The organism is Sphingobacterium sp. GW821-FHT03E03, assembly GCF_059420745.1.
On record NZ_JBWKUH010000010.1, the window covers coordinates 139,993 to 158,458 of the forward strand.

Sequence of the window (18,466 nt, forward strand, 5' to 3'; positions counted from 1 at the left end):
CAATGCTTACTTTTTACTTACAACAAACTCCCGTAGCAAGTGTTATTTTCTTTTTTACGCTTGTAACGAGTATCTATACCTTTTCTCACGAGCAGCTTTATGGAAAGTTAATGCTTCATCCATACAGTATCGCCCGCAAGCAGCGCTTGTATACAATATTAACCAGTGGTTTTATCCATAAAGACTGGGGGCACCTGCTGTTCAATATGATCACTTTTTATTATTTCGCATTTGGTTTGGAACAGATGCTGGCGCAGGCAAGTCCCTATGGACATCTTCTCTTTGCTGTCATTTACTTAGGTAGTCTGGTGCTGAGTGATATTCCGACGATTATCCAACAGAAAAATAATTACGGTTATTACAGTCTGGGTGCTTCGGGCGCTATCTGTGCCGTTTTATTTAGTTATATCCTTTTTAACCCGAAGATGACTATTGGAGTCATGATGATTATCCCAATGCCGGCTTATTTATTCGCCTTTCTGTTTTTGGGTTATTGTATCTGGGCTTCTAAAAAAGCGCAGGACGGAGTTAACCATGATGCACATTTCTTTGGTGCATTATCCGGATTGATCTTGACTATTATCTGTTTCCCTTGGGTCATAAAGCATTGTCTTGCACAGTTCTAAAATTTTCCGCCCCAAGTTTCCCTATCCAAATTTCTGTACTGGATCGCTTCAGCGAGATGGTGGTTTTCGATCGTAGGACTATTTTCCATGTCTGCGATGGTGCGGGCGACTTTTAATATTCGATCGTAAGCCCTAGCGGAAAGATTTAGACGATCAATAGCTGTCTTTAGTAATTTCTTTTGCGGTTCACCGATCTGACAGATATCTCTGGTTAACTTGGTGCTCATGTGTGCATTACAATGAACATCTGGATAGGATTCGAATCGTTGTTTTTGAATTAGTCTCGTTTGGATGACACGATTGCGGACTGTCAGGCTATTTTCAGAAGAACCTGCGCCACTCAGCTCATCGAAGAGTACAGGTGTGACTTCCACATGGAGGTCAATCCGATCTAATAACGGGCCCGATATTTTACTTAAATACCGTTGAACGGTATTACTACCGAAGATACATTCCTTTTCGGGATGGTTAAAGTACCCGCATGGACATTCCTGCGTTGCCTTGTTTCGTTTTAAGGGCATCCAAGTCTCTTATTTGATTGCCAGTTCTATTGCTTTTATGTACAATAATAAAAATGCTAAACATTCCAAATTTGTTGAACAGATCCAAGACTTTAGGTTACTGAACCTATCCAATTATTTTACCGTATGGCCAAATCAGCTCGTAACCTCAAAAGACCTTGGAATGAATAAAGGTAAGGGACAGAATCCGTTGGATTTTCTTGCTGCCATAATGTATGAAAATGGGAAACAAGATAAAATATGAGTCTTCTAAATAATTCGCGTGCAAAAGAAACTCTCGAAATTTGTTGAGTCGCCTGCTTATTTTTCGTGAAATAATTCTTAGAATTATATCCGTTTGTTTTGGAAACCTTTTATAATTTAAGATGTCAAACTTTTTTCAGCAATTGCTGAGTACCAATATTCTAATAGTTTTTAAAATAAATTAATTAGTTGAGAATTTGAGAAAATAATGATAAACAGAATTACCGTTCTTGTGATGGGATATATACTCAGTATCCAAATAGGGTGGATTTTCCTCAGTTTTTTTGATCACTTCATCATGTCTGGAAGAATTTTCCAAAACAACATTTAAGTTGTCAATAATGGAGACCATTGTTCCTTCTACTACATAACCAAGCATACAACCGTTTACCGGATACTCACCTGAAACAAAATTGTCTATGCCTGTTGAAATGTAACGAGTTTGTATCCTTTTTGCATTTAAAAAAGATTTCCGATTTGATTTTTTACAGTTATTTTCAATAAGGTTTTTAGCCTCTATATAAAAGCTGACTCTCTTTTTGCCCTCGATCCAATTTGTTGCTAACTTCAAATCTATACGGGGAGCGGATTTTGCTTTCTTTTTGTTCTTTAAGATCGCTTGATTATATATTCGACATTCGTCGGAGACAGAAATGTTCCAACATATAGCTTTTTCACTTTCGTCAATGTGCGTAAAAATATTCGCAGATATAGTTTCTTCATCCCAATCGACAGAAACTTCTCCATTTACCTTCAACCAATTGTAGGCTTCTCCTATCAAAAGCAGACAGTTGTTGCGAAAACATGCTTCAAAATCATTAATTAAAGTAATATCTAGTTGCCCTATCATATCATTTTTTAGCCATGTTAACAATATCAGCTACCAATGAAGATGCATCTTCCATAGCTTGGGTTCTCGACCAGAATCTTCTCTGGTTTGGCTTGATCAAATAAACAGAATTGCCATCATAATATTTTATATGCTTCTGTACATAAATGCTCTGCGCTTTCTTTTGAATAATGTATTGGTCTAATTCTCGAAACCCTTTCCGCAGTTCCGTAATATCTTTTACCTCAACGCCTTTCTGTTCTTCACCGGTATAAAAGTGTAGAACTACCATATTTAGAGGATCCTTAATCTGTACATCAAAAATGGTGACCTTTGCTTTGGCTTTTGAGGAATGAAGAAAAAGATTTAAATCGCCATATAATACTTCAGCATAAGTTTCGTTTTCACGACGTGTTGTTCTTTGAAACCCTTCTGATGCATGACCGTCCTTAAACAAACCTAAATTAAATATCATGGTGTCTTCGATCAAAGCTATATCTTTAGCTTTTAAACAGAAAAGCTTTGCAAATTCATAGAAGATAACTCGTTCGCACTTTTTAATTTCCATTTCGTTATTCAATATCCTATTTTGAAGAACTACTATTTCATCAAAAGCACTTACGACACTCGCTTTAATTTCTTCGTGGTTTAAAAGAAAGGGAGAAGGCAGTTCAATAAGTTCGTTAAGTAATACACGTTCTCTTTCTATTCCCCAAGAAGATGCTGTTAAAAATAGTATATACTTGACCAAGTCGGAATTTAGATACGCAACGAGGAATTTTTTTTCTTCAATTGCGGTCTGAGTATTGTTAATAATAAAAGCACCTGTAGTACAATAACATTTTTCATAAAACAAGGAAGATGCGATTTCCGTTTGACGTTGGCCTTCCTTAAACAAGACAAACGGAGGATCAAATAACTGTTCGTTATTTTTTCGATAATACTTCGTGTTTGATTGGGTAGATGACTTTGGATTGGTATAGTACCTGTCAGTCTTTATTATTGATTCCGGTATAAAATCAGGGTTCTCACTATCAGCATTTAGCCCTCTTCCATAAATCCAATTGCTGTGCTCAGCAAAATAACTTTTCAGCGTTTTTTTTCCTAACCTTTGTAACAACTTTAACCCTTGGAAATTACCCCACAAAGCTACTTTCCAAATTTTAGAGGTTGGGTCTTGGCAGTCAACTCTCGGTAAATACTTTATGTCACTGCTGTCAATAAGTACTCCATCGACCAAGTTTGACTTTACATAAGTTTTAGGGGCCCAGTACTGAATGGTGTCGGAAGGCGTTTGAGGTATGACAGGGGAGAAATAAACGATACTAACAGGACCAACAGCCGAGTTAAACAATTGGCCGCCAAAATTCTTTGGCACTTTTCGAAATATTGAAAGATTATAAACTTTCTCCACGTGATTACCATTGAAAAGCCATTTCCTAAAATTTTGATATGGTCTTTGTGTGTTTGTGAGAACTTTTGAATTAAAAATTAAGGCAATATCACCTCCATTTGTCAACTTCGTTGATTTGTGTAAAAACGGCAACACATATTCTTTCGCGAATTTATATCGAGAACAGTAGTCTCTAATTGTTTTGGGAAGCTCTTTTGTCCCAAAAGGGGGATTTCCAACTATTAAGTCTACCTTCGGAAAAGAGTCGGTATCTATTTCTCCAATTGTATCCCTTCTCCATAAATTATATCCCTGATTCACTATTTTCGTATCATCGGGATCAAAAATTAGGTAAGGAAGTTGGTAACTGTTTTCTATCCAAAGCGTCTTTGGGTCCAATTCATCGATTAAAGCTATATATAAGCTGAATGCAGCTACTCTTATAGCTGTTTTATCAATCTCAATCCCAAATATGTTATTAATTAGTAAAGATTTTAAGTCTTCAAAACTAATCTTATCCGTCTCATTTGTCCTTTTCCACCTCTTAATTAGACGCTTATAACTCTCCACTAAGAAAATCCCGGAACCACATGCAGGATCAAGAATCTTTTTATTGTGACTACCTTTATCGATAGGGAGCTTATCGGACAAAATGAGTTCTACTAAATTATGTGGTGTGTAAAACTGTCCTCGTTCGCGCCTTAATTCTCCAAGAAAGTTCTCGTATATTTCACTTAATAATTCTACTTGAATAATCTCAAAATTGAATAGACGCCAATCTTTGAATAACTTATCATTGCCGGTTATATCTCCATCTATAAAACATCTTTGGATTAATTTAAGATGTTTTTCGCTAACTATTTCTATTTCATTTGGTAAAACCGGTGATACGTTCCCATTAAAATGCAGCTGAAGCTCATCAAAAAGTCTGTACACAGCGTCTTTGTCATCAAGAATGTCAAAGTAACTATTGCATCCCGCTTTTATATTTTGATATAAACCTGCTTCATTTGCTGCTCCCTTATCTTCTAAAAATAAAATGAATAAAGATCGCATTAACAAACCGTGAATAATCGACCTGTCCTGGATATCTTTTTCCAAAGCTTTTGTCGTTTCAAACAGGCATTTTACAAGATATTCATCGATTCTATTTCTTAGATCAATCTTGTGCCTTATTTCAGGTTGTACTGTCCATAAAAGCCCGTTATCAATTCCTACCCTTGAAAAAACTTCAAGAAGAATGTCGAGAACTTGCTTGTCTTTAAGCTCAACTTCGTATTTTAGTAGCTCTGCAGCAGCTAATTCCTTATTTAGGTCTTCCTCATTTTTGATATATATTGGCTTTGCATAGCAGTTATACACCCTGATTTCTGTATCGCATAGTGCGAAAAGCAATATGATTTTTCGATAGTTCCAAGCTCTGTGCTGGACATGAGATATACGCCTTAATCCATTTATGTCAAACCCTTCAACCTCAAGAAATAATACAGCGGGATGATCACCTGAAAAGTAAATCTTATCGGCACCAATCTTGGTTAAATCGGCATGGTCAGGATACATTACTTTGTTTTAGTTTGTTAAATTACTGACGAATATCCATGCGTTGCTGTAAGCTCATATCCTAAATCAGATCTTTCAAAATATCTGAAAAATCCGAGTACCATCGGGGAGCATATGAGAAAGAAAAGAATGAATAAAAGTTTGTCTCATAATGCTCTTGGCCTAATGTGTTCCAGTCTGTTGAACATGAATATATTAGCCCATGTAGAAAAATAATCATTAACTTTATCACTCAAAATAATTCATAACTTTTTAAATTGAAAATATGAGATATCTGTATTCGGCATTGACGAAGACGTCGGCGATTATCGAAATTATACCAGTAACAGAGGAAGAAATTGCTTTGGTCAGAATGTTGGACATTCAAAATCCAGATCATGAAATGACGATTCATTTTCATTTTCAAAAAGGCTTGGAACTTAATAATGCCTCTGCAGTCTTGCTTGGCATTGATAGATTTATTAAAGTGCCATCTAAGGCAGTGGTATCGTTTGAGGTAGCCATCGGTTTTGGCGGTGATTGATCACAGGCATTTATCAATCTTATATCGTCGTTTATCGTACTAAAACGATATTCAATTTCTATTTCTTAGTTTCAAATGGCTATGTTTTTTCCACATTAACTATTTTATATTAAAAATTGAGGTATTTTTACAACAACTGATGTATCGTTCTTCTAATTAAGACTATAATGATACTGCTCATATGCAATTATCATTGGTACATTACAAAAAGTAAATTAATGTATGAGCAGTTTTAATATATATTGCGATGAAAGTTGCCATCTGGAAAATGATGGAATAAAAGTTATGGGATTAGGGGCGGTGTGGTTTCCAAAGCATAAAAAAGACGAGATATTTGATCGCATAAGAGAAATCAAGGTCAAACATAATCTCCCACCTTATTTTGAAATAAAGTGGCATAAAGTTTCGCCTGCTCAGGAGGAATTCTATCTGGATCTCATAGATTATTTCTTTGATGATGATGACCTACATTTTAGATGTTTGATAGTCTCAGACAAAGATACCTTAGATCATAAGGCTTACAATCAAACACATGATGATTTCTATTATAAAATGTATTTTGATCTTATCAAAATCATTTTAACTCCAGAATGCTCGCATCACATCTATTTGGACATCAAAGATACAAAGAGCCAGGATAAAATTGTAAAGCTTCAAGAGTACCTACGCAAAACACACTATGATTTTGAGAAAAAAATAATTAGAAAACTTCAGCACATACGCTCTCATGAAGCCCAGGCACTTCAGCTAGTGGATCTTCTATTAGGTGCGATTACATATTTTCATAGAGGACTTCAAACAAGTGAGAGTAAGCTCAAAATTATCAAAAAAATAAAGCATCGATCTGGATACAGTCTCAACCAAAATACCTTGCCAAAAGAAAATAAACTGAACTTATTTATCTGGAAAGGGACAGGAGGATATTAATGGCTGATCTAAATTTGCCAGGACTGGTTAGCCTCAATGATTTCGGTGGAGATTGGGGGGGCTATTATGAGTACAGTTACAAATGTTTCCAAGAGGATTTTATTATTAACCCCTTAAAGACGTTTCAAGGTAAACGAGTCAATCTCAAACGCCACCCATTGAGGGATGATAAAGAAGCCACGTTCTATCACTTAACCCACGAAGGGCAGGATGAAGAGAATAGGGAGCCTGATATGCGCCGCATGGAACGGCTTAGATGGGTTAAACATATGATGGCCAATGCTGATCACAGTGATCTGAAAGTTTGGAGAAATAAGCGAGGAAATAATGAGAACATTATTATTTACCATGAAAAGGAAGGTTACGTAGTAGTACTTGCTGATAGAGGCGATTACGTTCTACCTTGGACAGCCTATCCAGTTGAATTTGATTCAAGACGACGTAAATTATTAAAGGAGTATGAAGCCTATATAAACGCTGAAGCCGCTAAGAAAACTTAACGGCTTCGTTTCTCCTTTGACATCATGGTCAATGAGATAGTACAAAGATATCAATTACTTTTGATATATACAATTTATAATAATTCTAATTTTTTAAAAAGCAGTTATAATCAACTAACAGTCAGGGTGGTGAATTGTTTTATTCAAGCTGAGTTAATACTAAAAGTAAACATTTGCATGAATAAAACAAAAATTAAAAATATGACCTATTCTATGCCTTTGAACGGTATTAGCTATTGAATCCCGGTCAAATCATCAACGTCAAGGACTATCGAAATAGCTTTATGTCCAAGAAAATATGCTGTTTTTGTTCGATGGCGGCCGTCTATAAATGCGATTTTATTCTTATATCTGTCTGGGGGATCGACAAATTTGCCATTAGTTCATCGGTTTAGAATTTGAGCAACCCTAGAATTATTTAAAGACCAATCATTGAATAGCCGTTGTATATCAACCTATTCAAAGTCACATAGCCAACAAACTCTTTAACGTCAAGCCATACTACTTTATACTTTCCAACACTTGAAGACATTCCTATTTTTTAGAATTCCATTCTTTTGTTATAAAATAATTACCGATAGCTTTTTCCATCAGGCTATTAATAATAATTTGATATATTTTACCTTCTGGTATTTTATTTGCATCTCCAAGCATGGGTTCGAAAGGGGTAAAATTGTCTAGCCAAATTCTCTACCCGTAAATCAGATATTCCGTGCAATTCTGCATCATTATTTGTAACAAAAGGAACCAATTTATAAAAATCATCACTGTATGAATAGGGATATCTAATGGAGTGTCTTATTTATATGGAAGAAGTGAGTAAGCCATGTTCTTTCTTTTGTAAATACACCAATTAAGGTGATACATTTCATTTATTGGGCCTGATAGGACTTTCTCAACATGTTTCAGAAGTTATTTAACTGGTTTAAAAGGGTTTTTCTAAGAGAAAAGCCCTTTAAATATAATTTCACTCAAGATGTGCCTGATAAATTTAGGCAAAGAGTGGTATATATTGTAGGTGAGGAAGGATTCTATTGGCAACTAGTAATGTTGTGTCCTTGTAGATGTGGAGCTATTTTGTATATGAGCTTATTAGAGGAAGAATTTCCATCTTGGTCATTTTCACTTAGCGACAAAAGTAAAATTAGTATTCATCCTTCGATAAATAGATTTGTTGGATGTAAAAGTCATTTTTTTCTTCGGCAAGGAAAAGTAGAATGGGCGAGATAGTAGAAATTTCTGTAAGTGTCTCGCCAAGTATGTAAAATAAAAAACGGAGTTCAGTTATGTTTGTTATAGCTGGACTCTATTTTTAAATAATGTTAATAACTGATTTAGGATAATGTCGAATAGGAATTGTCAATATACTCTATTAAAATCGACAATGTTTCATAAATGCTTGATCATGCGAATTATTCAGGAGATTTTTAGAAGGTTTCATAGTTACTTATCTTGTTTTTTTTGAAAAATCCTTAACCCTTCTTTAGAAAAATTAAAAATTTAATACTTATTGTTGTGGCTTAAGACTCTTTCAGGCCTTATTTTGATTGTCAAGGTTTTCTCCAAAATCATAATCCAGTAACTTTGAAGGGTGTTCGTCAAGTCCTTTTGCTAATTCAATTATTGTCGAAAGCTGGACATTGTATTTCCCATTTTCGATTTTAGAAATATTACTATCATCAAGATCACATTTGGATGCGACTTTTCTTAGAGAATATTTTTTACTATCTCTTAGCTTTCTCACATGATTTCCGAAGTCTGCTTTTAGTTTGGTATAGTCTTTTTCCATCTTATTTCTAATTTTTAGAAATAAAAGAATTTTGATAAAACTAATTGCGGTTGTATATCACCGCAATTAGTTTTATTTTTGTATCTTAGTAATGTAAAATGAAATCCCAAATAAGAAATTGTTAAGGATAGTATATTTTACGGCATTTGACTAGAATAACTTGTGTAAGGAAATGTAGGAAATTTCAGAGCACGCGAGTTGCAGGAGTCTGGTGCCCATTTCGTATTTTTGTGAAATTCAAGAAACGATGGGCCCCTCTTGTGCATGCGCTCGCCCTCCTACAGGCTCCTTGCATGTTACAAGAGGGATCCCCCATCACCAATATATTGGGGTGATTCTTTTTAAAGAAAATAATTTAAAAAGAATATGAATCAAACGAATCCTTTCAAAAACAAAATTAGACCTGCCGAGTAGCTCAGCTGGACTTGCCAATTTCAATTTGGCTCTTTAGCCATGGACAACGTGACGTCAATTATATAACCTAGTGAAATACCATTCAAACGTTCGTCTGGCTCTCCGATCAATCAATTTATTATTTACGTGACCTGAGCCAGGCTTTGGAAAGGTAAGATCCGATCACGGTCGGATAGGAAAGATATCGTGCTGAGGTCACTCCTTTAAACACCTAAAAAATGAATGTTTTTTTTAGGGCGGGAGAGCTCTTGCCCAATTTCAGAATACAATTAACATATAGTGCCCTACTATCTGTCCTATGTTTTTCTATGTTTAGTTTATCAGCCCAGACGCCCCGCAAGGACAGCGGGGCTGATGTGTTAAACGACATCACTGCCTTAAAGATCGGGGATACCATTCCCGAAGCTTTGTGGAATAGGCCGCTACAGGTCATTAACCATCCGTCGGGTAAAGATGAGATTACCCTTAATGACTATCGTGATAGAAAACTGATTATCCTGGATTATTGGGCCACCTGGTGTGGTCCCTGTTTAAAAAGCTTTCCAAAACTGGATTCTTTGCAAGTTGACTTTAAAGATGATCTGGCTATTCTTCTGGTTAATAGCAGCGGATCAAGGGATACACCTGAGCGGATCAAAAATGTGCTGACCAAAAGAGTTGTTCCGGTTCAGATGCCCTCTATTATTAACGATACGATATTGACAAAATTATTTCCTCCTCAGTCATTGACACACTCGGTCTGGATCAGGGACGGCAAAGTGTTTGGCCTGACACTGAGCGATAAAATAACCAAAAATAGCCTTGCAGGTGCAATGGCTGGTATATCTGACAGCATAACACACGGCGCTGATGCAGCTGCTCTCTCGGAGCGGAACCTATTTGCTCCAGATCAATCTGAACATGATTCCAGCTATATATACCGCTCACTTCTGCGGGGCTATACTGAAGGGCTGACGCGCAGATCCATTGTCATCCAAGATAGCAGCGGGAATGTGAACCGGATTTTCTTTACCAATAGCCCTATTTTGGACTTCTATAAACTGGCCTATTATCCCGCCCTTGCATCCTATGGTCCTGCAAGAACCATATTAAATGTTGCAGATCCTGGTCGTTTACATGTTCCCACTGATCTGACAGTCGCCAAGGGATGGATGGAACAGAATACATTTAATTATCTGGCGACTTTCCCGGCTCGTTCAAACGAGGAGGCTATGAAGCTCTTCAATGCCGATATAGACCGTTATTTCGGATATCGGGTGGAGTTCACGGAAAAGGAAATCAGCTGCTGGATCATCACAGCCATCTATCCAAGGAAAATTACCGAGTTTCCTGCGGATCTGCCCAAGGAAACTAATTTATCGGACGATACTGGTCTGCCCATCTTCGTGCAGAATTATCCCTTTAATTCTTTTGTAGGTCAGCTTGAACGGATGTACGAAATACCCTTTATCGATGAGACGCAGATCAGCAAACCGGTATGTATGAAACTCCCTGTTGATCTAAGGGATATAGAGCATCTAAAATTGTCATTTGAAAAGCAGGGGCTGCGACTTAGTAAAGAAAACAGGAAAATCAAAGTAGCTATTATTACTGACCATAAAGCAAACAACCAATGAAACATATTTTATACCTAATGATTTTATCCCTAGTCCCGGCGACCGTATTGGGACAGGTGATAAGTGGTCTGGTAACAGATACGAAGAAAAAACCGATACCGGCCGTATCGGTACTATTGGGAGGAACACGTGTAATGACCACCACCGACAGCCAAGGAAAATTTAACATAACCATCGATGCGGCGCTAAAGGATGCAAAATTGCATTTTACGTCAATGGGCTTTCAGCCACAGATGGTATCTGTAAATGATCGTATCAATTTAACAGTTGTACTAGTAGCAAGTACAAGCGTACTGGATGAAGTACAGGTGATCGCCTATGGCACTACTTCGCAGCGCTTTAATGTGGGGTCTGTAGTCAAAGTAAAAGCAGAGGACATCGCGCGGCAACCAATTTCCAATCCACTCGAAGCCCTGCAGGGAAGGGTGGCCGGGCTGGTGGTCAATGCATCGAGCGGGCTGCCGGGAGCCTCATTTAAAATTCAGGTCAGGGGACAGAATACCCTGCCCAAAGCAACCGCGGTATTCGGTTCGCCGGCACCAATGGACAACCCTTTGATCGTTATCGACGGGATCCCTTTTGCCCCGCAGAATGAAAATATCAATCAGTTTGGGTCCTTGGCATCGCCGGGCAATATCGCGCTGCTCAATAACCAGCTAGGCGGTTTCAGCCCGCTCAATAGCCTAAACCCATCCGATATCGAAAGTATCGAAGTGCTCAAAGATGCCGATGCTACAGCTATCTATGGCTCCCGGGGTGGAAACGGTGTGATCCTGATCACGACCAAAAAGGGGTCGGGCGGAAGGACGCAGTTTGACATGGATGTCCGGCAGGGTGTTTCCTTTATGGGTAAAACCATGCGGATGATGGATACGCAGGAGTACCTGACGATGCGCAGCGAAGCCATCAGTAACGATGGGCTCTCCCCGAATCTGACGCTATGGGATAACGCATTTGCACCTGACCTATTGGCTTTTGACCCTAATAAGTATACGGACTGGAAGGATTATTTCCTTGGAAAATCCGCTGGCAACACGGCGTTCACCGCTGCGGTAAGCGGGGGATCTCAAAATACAAATTTTAGGCTGGGGATAGGGCTCAACAGGACGTCCTATATCTTTCCGGGTGATTTTGCTGATAAAAGGGCATCATTTTCTTCAAACCTGCACCACAATTCTGAAAATAAGAAGTTCAGTCTGGACCTCACGACAACTTATTCTTATGGAAAGAACAATTCTGCGGGCAATGCCAACCTGCTTACGGCCTATCGGCTGGACCCGAATTTTCCGGACCTGACCGATGCAGACGGGAAGCTCAGGTGGGACTATAAGGGCATACAACTAGGAATGGGGATTCCGGACAATCCGATTTCGTATCTGCTTAATACTTACCAGATGAAGAATACCCTGCTCAACAGTAATCTGCTACTGGCTTATAAGCTTACAGAAGAACTGACCCTGCGGTCGAGTCTTGGATATAATACGTTTCAAGGGGATGAATATGTGGGCAATCCCTTTTTGGCACAGAATCCTTACCTGAGCCCGGAGGCAACATCCTCGTTTGGCAAGAACAGCTACGGGACGCTGATCGCCGAGCCGCAGCTGGAATTCAAAAAGGCCATTAAAAGAAATGCTTTTGAGGTCCTGCTTGGCGGTTCTTACCAATATAACACCAACGATCGGGAGCAGATTACAGGCCGGGGGTATATTCATGATGGACTGATCATATCTATCAATGGCGCCACCAACCGTTATGCGACGGATGCCTATAGCGAATATAAGTATGTTGGCGCATTTGGCAGGCTCAACTATAAATACCATAATAGGTATATTGCCAATTTGAGCGTTCGCAGGGATGGCTCCAGCAGGTTCGGGCCGGGAAAACGGTTTGGCAATTTCGGGTCTGTGGGCCTGGGTTGGATCTTTTCGGAGGAGAATTTTGTGAAGAACGGGCTCGGCTTGTTGAGTTATGGTAAGATAAGGGCAAGCTATGGTATAGCGGGAAGTGATGCCACAGGAGATTATCAGTATATTTCCCGATGGGGTACTTCAAGCTATCCTTATGAAGGGGTGGTAGGCCTGCAGCCGTTAAACCTATTTAATGCCGGTCTGAGCTGGGCCTCAACAAAAAAGCTTGAGCTTGGGCTTGAGCTGGGATTTATGGAAGATAGGCTGCTTTTGAGTTCATCTTATTATCGGAACCGCTCAAGCAACCAGCTGCTCAGCTACTACCTGCCGTCACAGACGGGTTTTTCAAGCGTGGCTGAAAACTGGGATGCAACAGTCCAAAATTCAGGACTGGAGATCACGCTGCAGAGCAAGAATATCGCAGGGGGTAATTTCTCCTGGAATACCTCTTTCAATCTTAGCCTGCCCAAAAACAGGTTGCTGGCCTTTCCGGGGCTGGAGACTTCCAGCTATGCAACACGGTATATGATCGGAAAGCCACTGAATGCCATTTACGCATTCCGGTATAGCGGTGTCAATCCAGGCACGGGGCTATTCGAGTTCAGGAATGCGGGGGGAGAACTGACCAGTAACCCACAGCGGCCTTCGGGGACAAATTTTAATGATTTTGGCTATATAGGTACCATCGATCCGGTTTATTTTGGTGGGCTCCAGAATACGTTAACCTATAAAAATTTTCAGCTGGACCTCTTTGTTGAATTCAAAAAGCAGACAGGCTCCAATTATCTTAAGCAGGTCTATAATGGGGCTGTAGGCCAGGAGTACAATCTCCCGGCAACGATGCTGGACCGGTGGCAACAGCCCGGTGACCGGGCAGAATTCCAGCGGTATACCACTACTTTTGGCGGCGATGTGTTTAGGGCGGGGCAAAATTATGCACTTTCTGATGCGGTGTATTCGGACGCATCTTACATCCGCTTTAAAACGCTCAATGTCTCCTACATCCTGGATAAGAAAATAGCAACAGTGCTCCGGGTTAAGGCATTACGTGTCTATGGCTCCGCACAGAATTTATTTACGGTAACGAACTATCGGGGAAATGATCCGGAGACCCAAGGGCTCTACACAGTTCCCGTGTTGAAGACCTTCGTACTCGGGCTACAATTGTCCCTTTAAATATTATACACGCAATAAATAGTTTATCATGATGAAAAAATATTTAATAATCGTTCTATTCTATGCGCAGACGACGCTGGTGCTCCTGTGCTCCTGCGAAAAGATGATCGAGATCCAGCTGCCCCGGAATGAACTGACGGAAGAAAAGGTGTTTGGCGACAGTATTTCTGCAAATGCTGCGCTTATTGGTGTCTATGCTAGGATCCAGAGCGGGCTTAGCTTCTTATCAGGTTCGATGACGATTTATCCCGGCATGTCTGCCGATGAACTCATGCAGCAGACTAATAATGAAAATACGCAGTTTCAGCAGAATACGCTAGTTGCGGATAACGGTACCATCGATGTCCTTTGGTCATCAGCGTATGCATATATTTATAGCTTAAATGCCTGTATTGAAGGGCTGGACAAGAGCTCCAGTCTAAGCAAAGACCTCAGGACAAAGTTAATGGCCGAGGCACTATGTTTGCGATCGTTGCTCTATTTTTATTTGGTTAATCTCTATGGACCTGTGCCCTTGGTGCTGACGACGGACTATAGTACCAATAGGACGCTTCCGCGAAGTTCGGAAGCGATTATCTATAACCGGATTATCGAAGACCTACAACTGGCAAAGGCTGCATTGCCTGGTGTCGGCGCTTCAAATCTGCGGGCCAATCGATATTTTGCTTCTGCATTGCTTGCCCGGGTATTCCTTTTTACGGAGAGGTATCAGCAGGCCGCTGATGAAGCGACAGCACTTATTGAAAATGGGCCATTTGAATTGGCGGAAACCCCGGATAACGTTTTCGTCGAAGGCAGTAAGGAGCTTATTGCCGTATTTTCTTCCATCTATCCCGGCAGGGCAACATGGGAGGGTTTTACCTTTAACCCTTCTTCGGTATCGAGTGTGCCAACCTACATGATCAACGGGGCACTTCTGGCTGCCTTTGATAAAAATGACCTGCGCGGTCAGCAATGGATCCGTTACAATGAAATACAGGGGAACAGGTATGCCTACCCCTATAAGTATCAGATCAGGGACCTGAACAGCGGTGCCCGTGCAGAGCAGTATGTAGTGCTGCGGATTGCAGAACAATATCTGATCAGGGCAGAAGCGAACCTTAAACTGGGTAATAAGAAAGAGGCTTTTGATGATCTGGACCTGATTAGAAAACGCGCCGGACTGGGGGAATTAGCGCGTGATATAAATATGGAAAAGCTGCTTTTGGAAGTGGAGCGCCAAAAAAGGCTTGAGTTTTTTTGCGAATGGGGGCACCGGTGGTTTGATCTCAAAAGGACGGGAAGAGCTGGTGCAGTAATGTCAACCTTAAAACCTCAATGGAGTTCCGACGCAGTTTTGTATCCTATTCCGCGGACGCAGATTGAACGAAATTCTTTCTTGACCCAAAATAAAGGCTATTAGTTTTATGGTGGAAGAGTGCTCTAAAAGAGAACCGGCAATTTTCAGATCGAAAATTGCCGGTTCTTCACCTTGTCAAAATGCTACGATTAGTTTTTAGTAATATGGGGCGCAGATGGATTGGGCGTCTGTGAGGATCCAGATAATACAAAGCTACCGCCACTTGCATTTGTCTGACTTGGCAAGAAGCCTGAAACGCACTGCTTATTGCTGCCGGTCGGACAGTCGTCCGATGGTGGAGTAGCAGAAGTCCCTAAGTAAACAGCATCACTCGATGAAACGGGATTACCGGGTGAGTAATTACTGGTAATCCGGAACCATCGATATTGAGTTTGTTTCGGCGCTTTATCTGCTCCATCTTTTTTCCCCATTGCATCTGCAATGAAGAAACTCCCTAATAATAGTGTTAATGCTGATACACCAGCAATAATTTTTGATTTTAATGTTTTCATGATTTTTGTTTTAAAAAGTTTTTTTTCTATGCTTTTATTTGCATCCTGTTTTACCTCATGTATGCATGTGAGGGATCCTGTATGATGACCGGCCAGCTTCCTGGAAGCCAGCCGAGCGGGTTATTTCCTGTTGTCATTATCGTTATTACAAATTTAGATCAGGCATCTTTCCCAAACTTGTGCCATTGATACAACTATTCACTTTTTTTTAGATTTTTTTCCATATAGCGTTTGGCCCTGTAGTATTCCCTGTTATTTGTAATGCCGAGAAATGCTTTTTTCTGGTCTACGGTCAATAGCTTGATCAATGTAGGCCGGTACAGGTATAGGTCATGGAGGCGCTCTTCGGCGCGAAGGGCATGGACGGTATGCTGGTGACGGAAAGCGTGGTTTAACTTGTGCTGGGTAAGGATATGGTAGACCGCTTTTAAACCCGAGAATGTTTCGACCATATCCTGAAAGTATTGGTTGCGGATTTCAAAGAGTGTCGTATCCTGAAGGAAATGGATGGCAATAGGCTCGCTCGATCTGGAAAAGAGATGCTTGGTGCCTGTGAAATAGGCTCCCGGCTCGCAGATCCGTTCTATAACAAGCTGTTCGGCCGAATTGATATGTTCCTTGGATACAAGTCCCTCCAGGACAAAACACCATTTCTCTATGGGTTCATACTCCTGTTTAAAAAAATCCCCCTTTCTGTACCTGCGTATTCTGCCGAAGTGCTGCAGGAGTTCCTTGAGCTCATGGGCCAGTGTATTGTATTTTTCAAAGCGTGCATACATTCTTTCCATAATAGCTGGCTTAAAATAATGGCTAAATAAATCCCCCTCTCGGCCACGCTCCAACCTAAAGGGAGATTAGCACAAGGGGAGATTAGGTATCTTGACCGGATTCCAGCTGTATGCTGTCAAACCGCGTTTTTGTAATTGCTATAGCCTGCTCGATGCAGGCATCAATAGGCTGAATGGTTTTTATTTCCAGCTGTGTTAAAAGCTGTCGTAAGCGTTCAGCTAGGGAACCCGAAATTTTATGTACGGGCAAGTCTAATTCTTTATAGGTCGCCAATAGTCTATGCTCTGACACTGTCCGGAATGATTCGGAAGTAGGCCGATGCCCATCGGGAACGAAATCAAATTCGACAGGCAGATGAAAAAATAGATCGTAATGGGTGCTGGCATACGCTTTTGCCATTTTCTCAAATCCCTGTAGCAGCTTTTTAAAATCACGATAGGATCGCCAGTTCCAGAGCCGCTTGAGCATGAGCTTCCAGGGTAGCTCGTCCGGGTAGGCTCCGGTGAGGAGCCGTGTACTTCCATAGAGCCATTCTTGCAATGTACAACCATCCGAGATAAACCCGCCCGTCAATTTTGATTCGGCCTGGATACGCTCCTCAAATCTCCGCATGCCCAAGTGGATAAGCTCAGCATAATCGCACCCACGCAATGTCTTGCCCGGGTAGAGCTCAGGCAGGATCTCCCGCATGGTGAGGGCATGGGTAGCCGGGATACCTGTTGCCAATGAAAGTGCCTGGGTAAGCGTGGTCTTAGCGGTGCAGTAAGTGCCACTGATTACAATTCTTTTCATCGCATGACCCCCACTTCGAAGTTGCCAATAAAATTGCCGACAGTACCAGCGAGCTCAATCAGTTGCCAGCGATGTCCCTGATGCTGGATCTCCCTGATCCGATGAAATTGGACCGAGGCCTGTACCTCGCTGTCAAGCAACGGCCTGTCGGAACACAGTTCCATTTTGCGGAGCCAGATATTGGGACACTGAATCCTGTCTGTCCCCTCCGCAGCATAGAGCAGTACCTGGGTAAGCTGGCCAAATACGCGTACAGCGTCTGTACTTAGCAACGCCATGCTGGCACTTCCGATCCCGTCCAGCGTCTCACCGCTGGCAGGGTGCTTATGTTGTACTGCTGCTGTGATGTACAGTTTCTTTATATCTAGATCAATCTGCCCGATCTCGAGTGTGCTCTGCTTATAGCCTGTGTTATGCAGCTGTGGGCGATCGTAGGCGATAATCTCCCGTGCGGGAAGGCTACCGAAGCGTGCACCGCCACGATGGTCCAGTTCGAGCAAGGCTATATTGCTGCCGATATTGATCTCAAATAGGCTCCGGCTGCCTTGTAGGCTACCGATATTCGCTTCGCTGCTGCACATCCGACAATAAAAGGGAATTGTCATGATCTTGAGCACCTTTTTGGCTTTGAGGCTGTAATTGCTTAAAAATGCACGGTTGGTATCGGCAATACCAAGTTTGCCGAGCTGGTTCAGTCCATAAGTGCCCAGCCGCATGGCTAATGCCAAAAATTCAACCGATCCCAAATGTACCTCTTCATTCCGCGGACGGCTACCGCCAAGATACCGGCTATGGATAAGCCCGCTGATTTCCCGATCGCTTACCGAAAGGACGTTCAGGTCGAAATAGAAGGTGCGAAATCCGTCACCAAAATACCGGCTTTCCGGTGCTCCCAAAAAATAATCAATGTTTTCGTGCTGTGTTTTCATAGTATTCAGTTTAAATGATGAGAACTAAATTAGCAGCGAACGTCATGTGATAAAATACCGGTTGTATACCCTTTTTGCCCA

17 protein-coding genes are annotated in these 18,466 nt (G+C 40.9%); 9 read left to right on the top strand and 8 right to left on the bottom strand.

What is annotated here, in order from left to right:
- Positions 1–2 precede the first annotated feature (2 nt).
- On the top strand, positions 3–626 hold the full coding sequence (locus AC07UV_RS13435) for a rhomboid family intramembrane serine protease (RefSeq protein WP_282251679.1): 624 nt from the start codon (positions 3–5) through the stop codon (positions 624–626).
- Here the strand turns inward: AC07UV_RS13435 and AC07UV_RS13440 are convergent.
- Positions 623–1,147, bottom strand: coding sequence for a magnesium chelatase subunit ChlI family protein (locus AC07UV_RS13440; RefSeq protein WP_495184121.1), 525 nt, complete (start codon positions 1,145–1,147; stop codon positions 623–625). The genes AC07UV_RS13435 and AC07UV_RS13440 overlap by 4 nt on opposite strands.
- Positions 1,148–1,184: 37 nt before the next feature.
- Here AC07UV_RS13440 and AC07UV_RS13445 point away from each other — a divergent pair, with 37 nt between their 5' ends.
- On the top strand, positions 1,185–1,391 hold the full coding sequence (locus AC07UV_RS13445; RefSeq protein ID WP_495184122.1) for a hypothetical protein: 207 nt from the start codon (positions 1,185–1,187) through the stop codon (positions 1,389–1,391).
- Between the two features lie 180 nt (positions 1,392–1,571).
- Here the strand turns inward: AC07UV_RS13445 and AC07UV_RS13450 are convergent, their stop codons facing one another.
- Together AC07UV_RS13450 and AC07UV_RS13455 are read right to left on the bottom strand one after the other, a co-directional pair.
- Complete coding sequence (locus AC07UV_RS13450; RefSeq protein ID WP_495184123.1) at positions 1,572–2,240, bottom strand: hypothetical protein; 669 nt, start codon at positions 2,238–2,240, stop codon at positions 1,572–1,574.
- 1 nt (position 2,241) lies between these two features.
- On the bottom strand, positions 2,242–5,172 hold the full coding sequence (locus tag AC07UV_RS13455; protein ID WP_495184124.1) for an HsdM family class I SAM-dependent methyltransferase: 2,931 nt from the start codon (positions 5,170–5,172) through the stop codon (positions 2,242–2,244).
- A gap of 265 nt (positions 5,173–5,437) precedes the next feature.
- Between AC07UV_RS13455 and AC07UV_RS13460 the strand changes: the two genes are divergently transcribed.
- The 4 genes from AC07UV_RS13460 (at position 5,438) to AC07UV_RS13475 (ending at position 8,352) form a co-directional block, all read left to right on the top strand.
- Positions 5,438–5,695, top strand: a complete 258-nt coding sequence (locus AC07UV_RS13460; RefSeq protein WP_495184125.1) for a hypothetical protein — start codon at positions 5,438–5,440, stop codon at positions 5,693–5,695.
- Between the two features lie 222 nt (positions 5,696–5,917).
- A complete protein-coding gene (locus tag AC07UV_RS13465; RefSeq protein ID WP_495184126.1) occupies positions 5,918–6,622 on the top strand; it encodes a DUF3800 domain-containing protein in 705 nt (234 codons plus the stop codon).
- Complete coding sequence (locus AC07UV_RS13470) at positions 6,622–7,122, top strand: hypothetical protein (protein WP_495184127.1); 501 nt, start codon at positions 6,622–6,624, stop codon at positions 7,120–7,122. Before AC07UV_RS13465 ends, AC07UV_RS13470 begins: the two co-directional genes overlap by 1 nt.
- Positions 7,123–8,022: 900 nt before the next feature.
- Positions 8,023–8,352 carry a ubiquitination-like system serine protease family protein gene (locus tag AC07UV_RS13475; protein WP_495184128.1) on the top strand — a complete coding sequence of 110 codons (330 nt, stop codon included), beginning with the start codon at positions 8,023–8,025 and terminating at the stop codon, positions 8,350–8,352.
- A 301-nt stretch (positions 8,353–8,653) separates the two neighbouring features.
- Here the strand turns inward: AC07UV_RS13475 and AC07UV_RS13480 are convergent, their stop codons facing one another.
- Entirely contained in the window at positions 8,654–8,911 is a 258-nt protein-coding gene (locus AC07UV_RS13480; protein ID WP_495184129.1) for a helix-turn-helix domain-containing protein, read from the bottom strand.
- Positions 8,912–9,633: 722 nt separating this feature from the next.
- On the opposite strand from AC07UV_RS13480, the gene AC07UV_RS13485 reads away from it, so the two are divergent.
- Genes AC07UV_RS13485 through AC07UV_RS13495 form a run of 3 tightly spaced genes read left to right on the top strand, consistent with a single transcriptional unit; the run spans position 9,634 to position 15,426 of the window.
- Positions 9,634–10,941: a TlpA family protein disulfide reductase gene (locus AC07UV_RS13485; RefSeq protein ID WP_495184130.1), complete on the top strand. Its 1,308-nt coding sequence runs from the start codon at positions 9,634–9,636 to the stop codon at positions 10,939–10,941.
- Positions 10,938–14,024 carry a SusC/RagA family TonB-linked outer membrane protein gene (locus AC07UV_RS13490; protein ID WP_495184131.1) on the top strand — a complete coding sequence of 1,029 codons (3,087 nt, stop codon included), beginning with the start codon at positions 10,938–10,940 and terminating at the stop codon, positions 14,022–14,024. The genes AC07UV_RS13485 and AC07UV_RS13490 overlap by 4 nt, the downstream gene beginning before the upstream one ends.
- Positions 14,025–14,052: 28 nt before the next feature.
- Positions 14,053–15,426, top strand: coding sequence for a RagB/SusD family nutrient uptake outer membrane protein (locus AC07UV_RS13495; RefSeq protein ID WP_495184132.1), 1,374 nt, complete (start codon positions 14,053–14,055; stop codon positions 15,424–15,426).
- Between the two features lie 86 nt (positions 15,427–15,512).
- On the opposite strand, the gene AC07UV_RS13500 is transcribed toward AC07UV_RS13495, so the two are convergent.
- From AC07UV_RS13500 to AC07UV_RS13515, 4 genes are all read right to left on the bottom strand, one after another.
- Entirely contained in the window at positions 15,513–15,875 is a 363-nt protein-coding gene (locus AC07UV_RS13500; RefSeq protein WP_495184133.1) for a hypothetical protein, read from the bottom strand.
- A 194-nt stretch (positions 15,876–16,069) separates the two neighbouring features.
- Positions 16,070–16,663: a Crp/Fnr family transcriptional regulator gene (locus AC07UV_RS13505; RefSeq protein ID WP_495184134.1), complete on the bottom strand. Its 594-nt coding sequence runs from the start codon at positions 16,661–16,663 to the stop codon at positions 16,070–16,072.
- Between the two features lie 82 nt (positions 16,664–16,745).
- Positions 16,746–17,456 (bottom strand): ATP/GTP-binding protein, encoded by a 711-nt coding sequence (locus AC07UV_RS13510; RefSeq protein ID WP_495184135.1) that lies wholly within the window; start codon positions 17,454–17,456, stop codon positions 16,746–16,748.
- Positions 17,453–18,385, bottom strand: a complete 933-nt coding sequence (locus AC07UV_RS13515; RefSeq protein ID WP_495184136.1) for an AvrD family protein — start codon at positions 18,383–18,385, stop codon at positions 17,453–17,455. Before AC07UV_RS13515 ends, AC07UV_RS13510 begins: the two co-directional genes overlap by 4 nt.
- Positions 18,386–18,466: the final 81 nt, after the last annotated feature.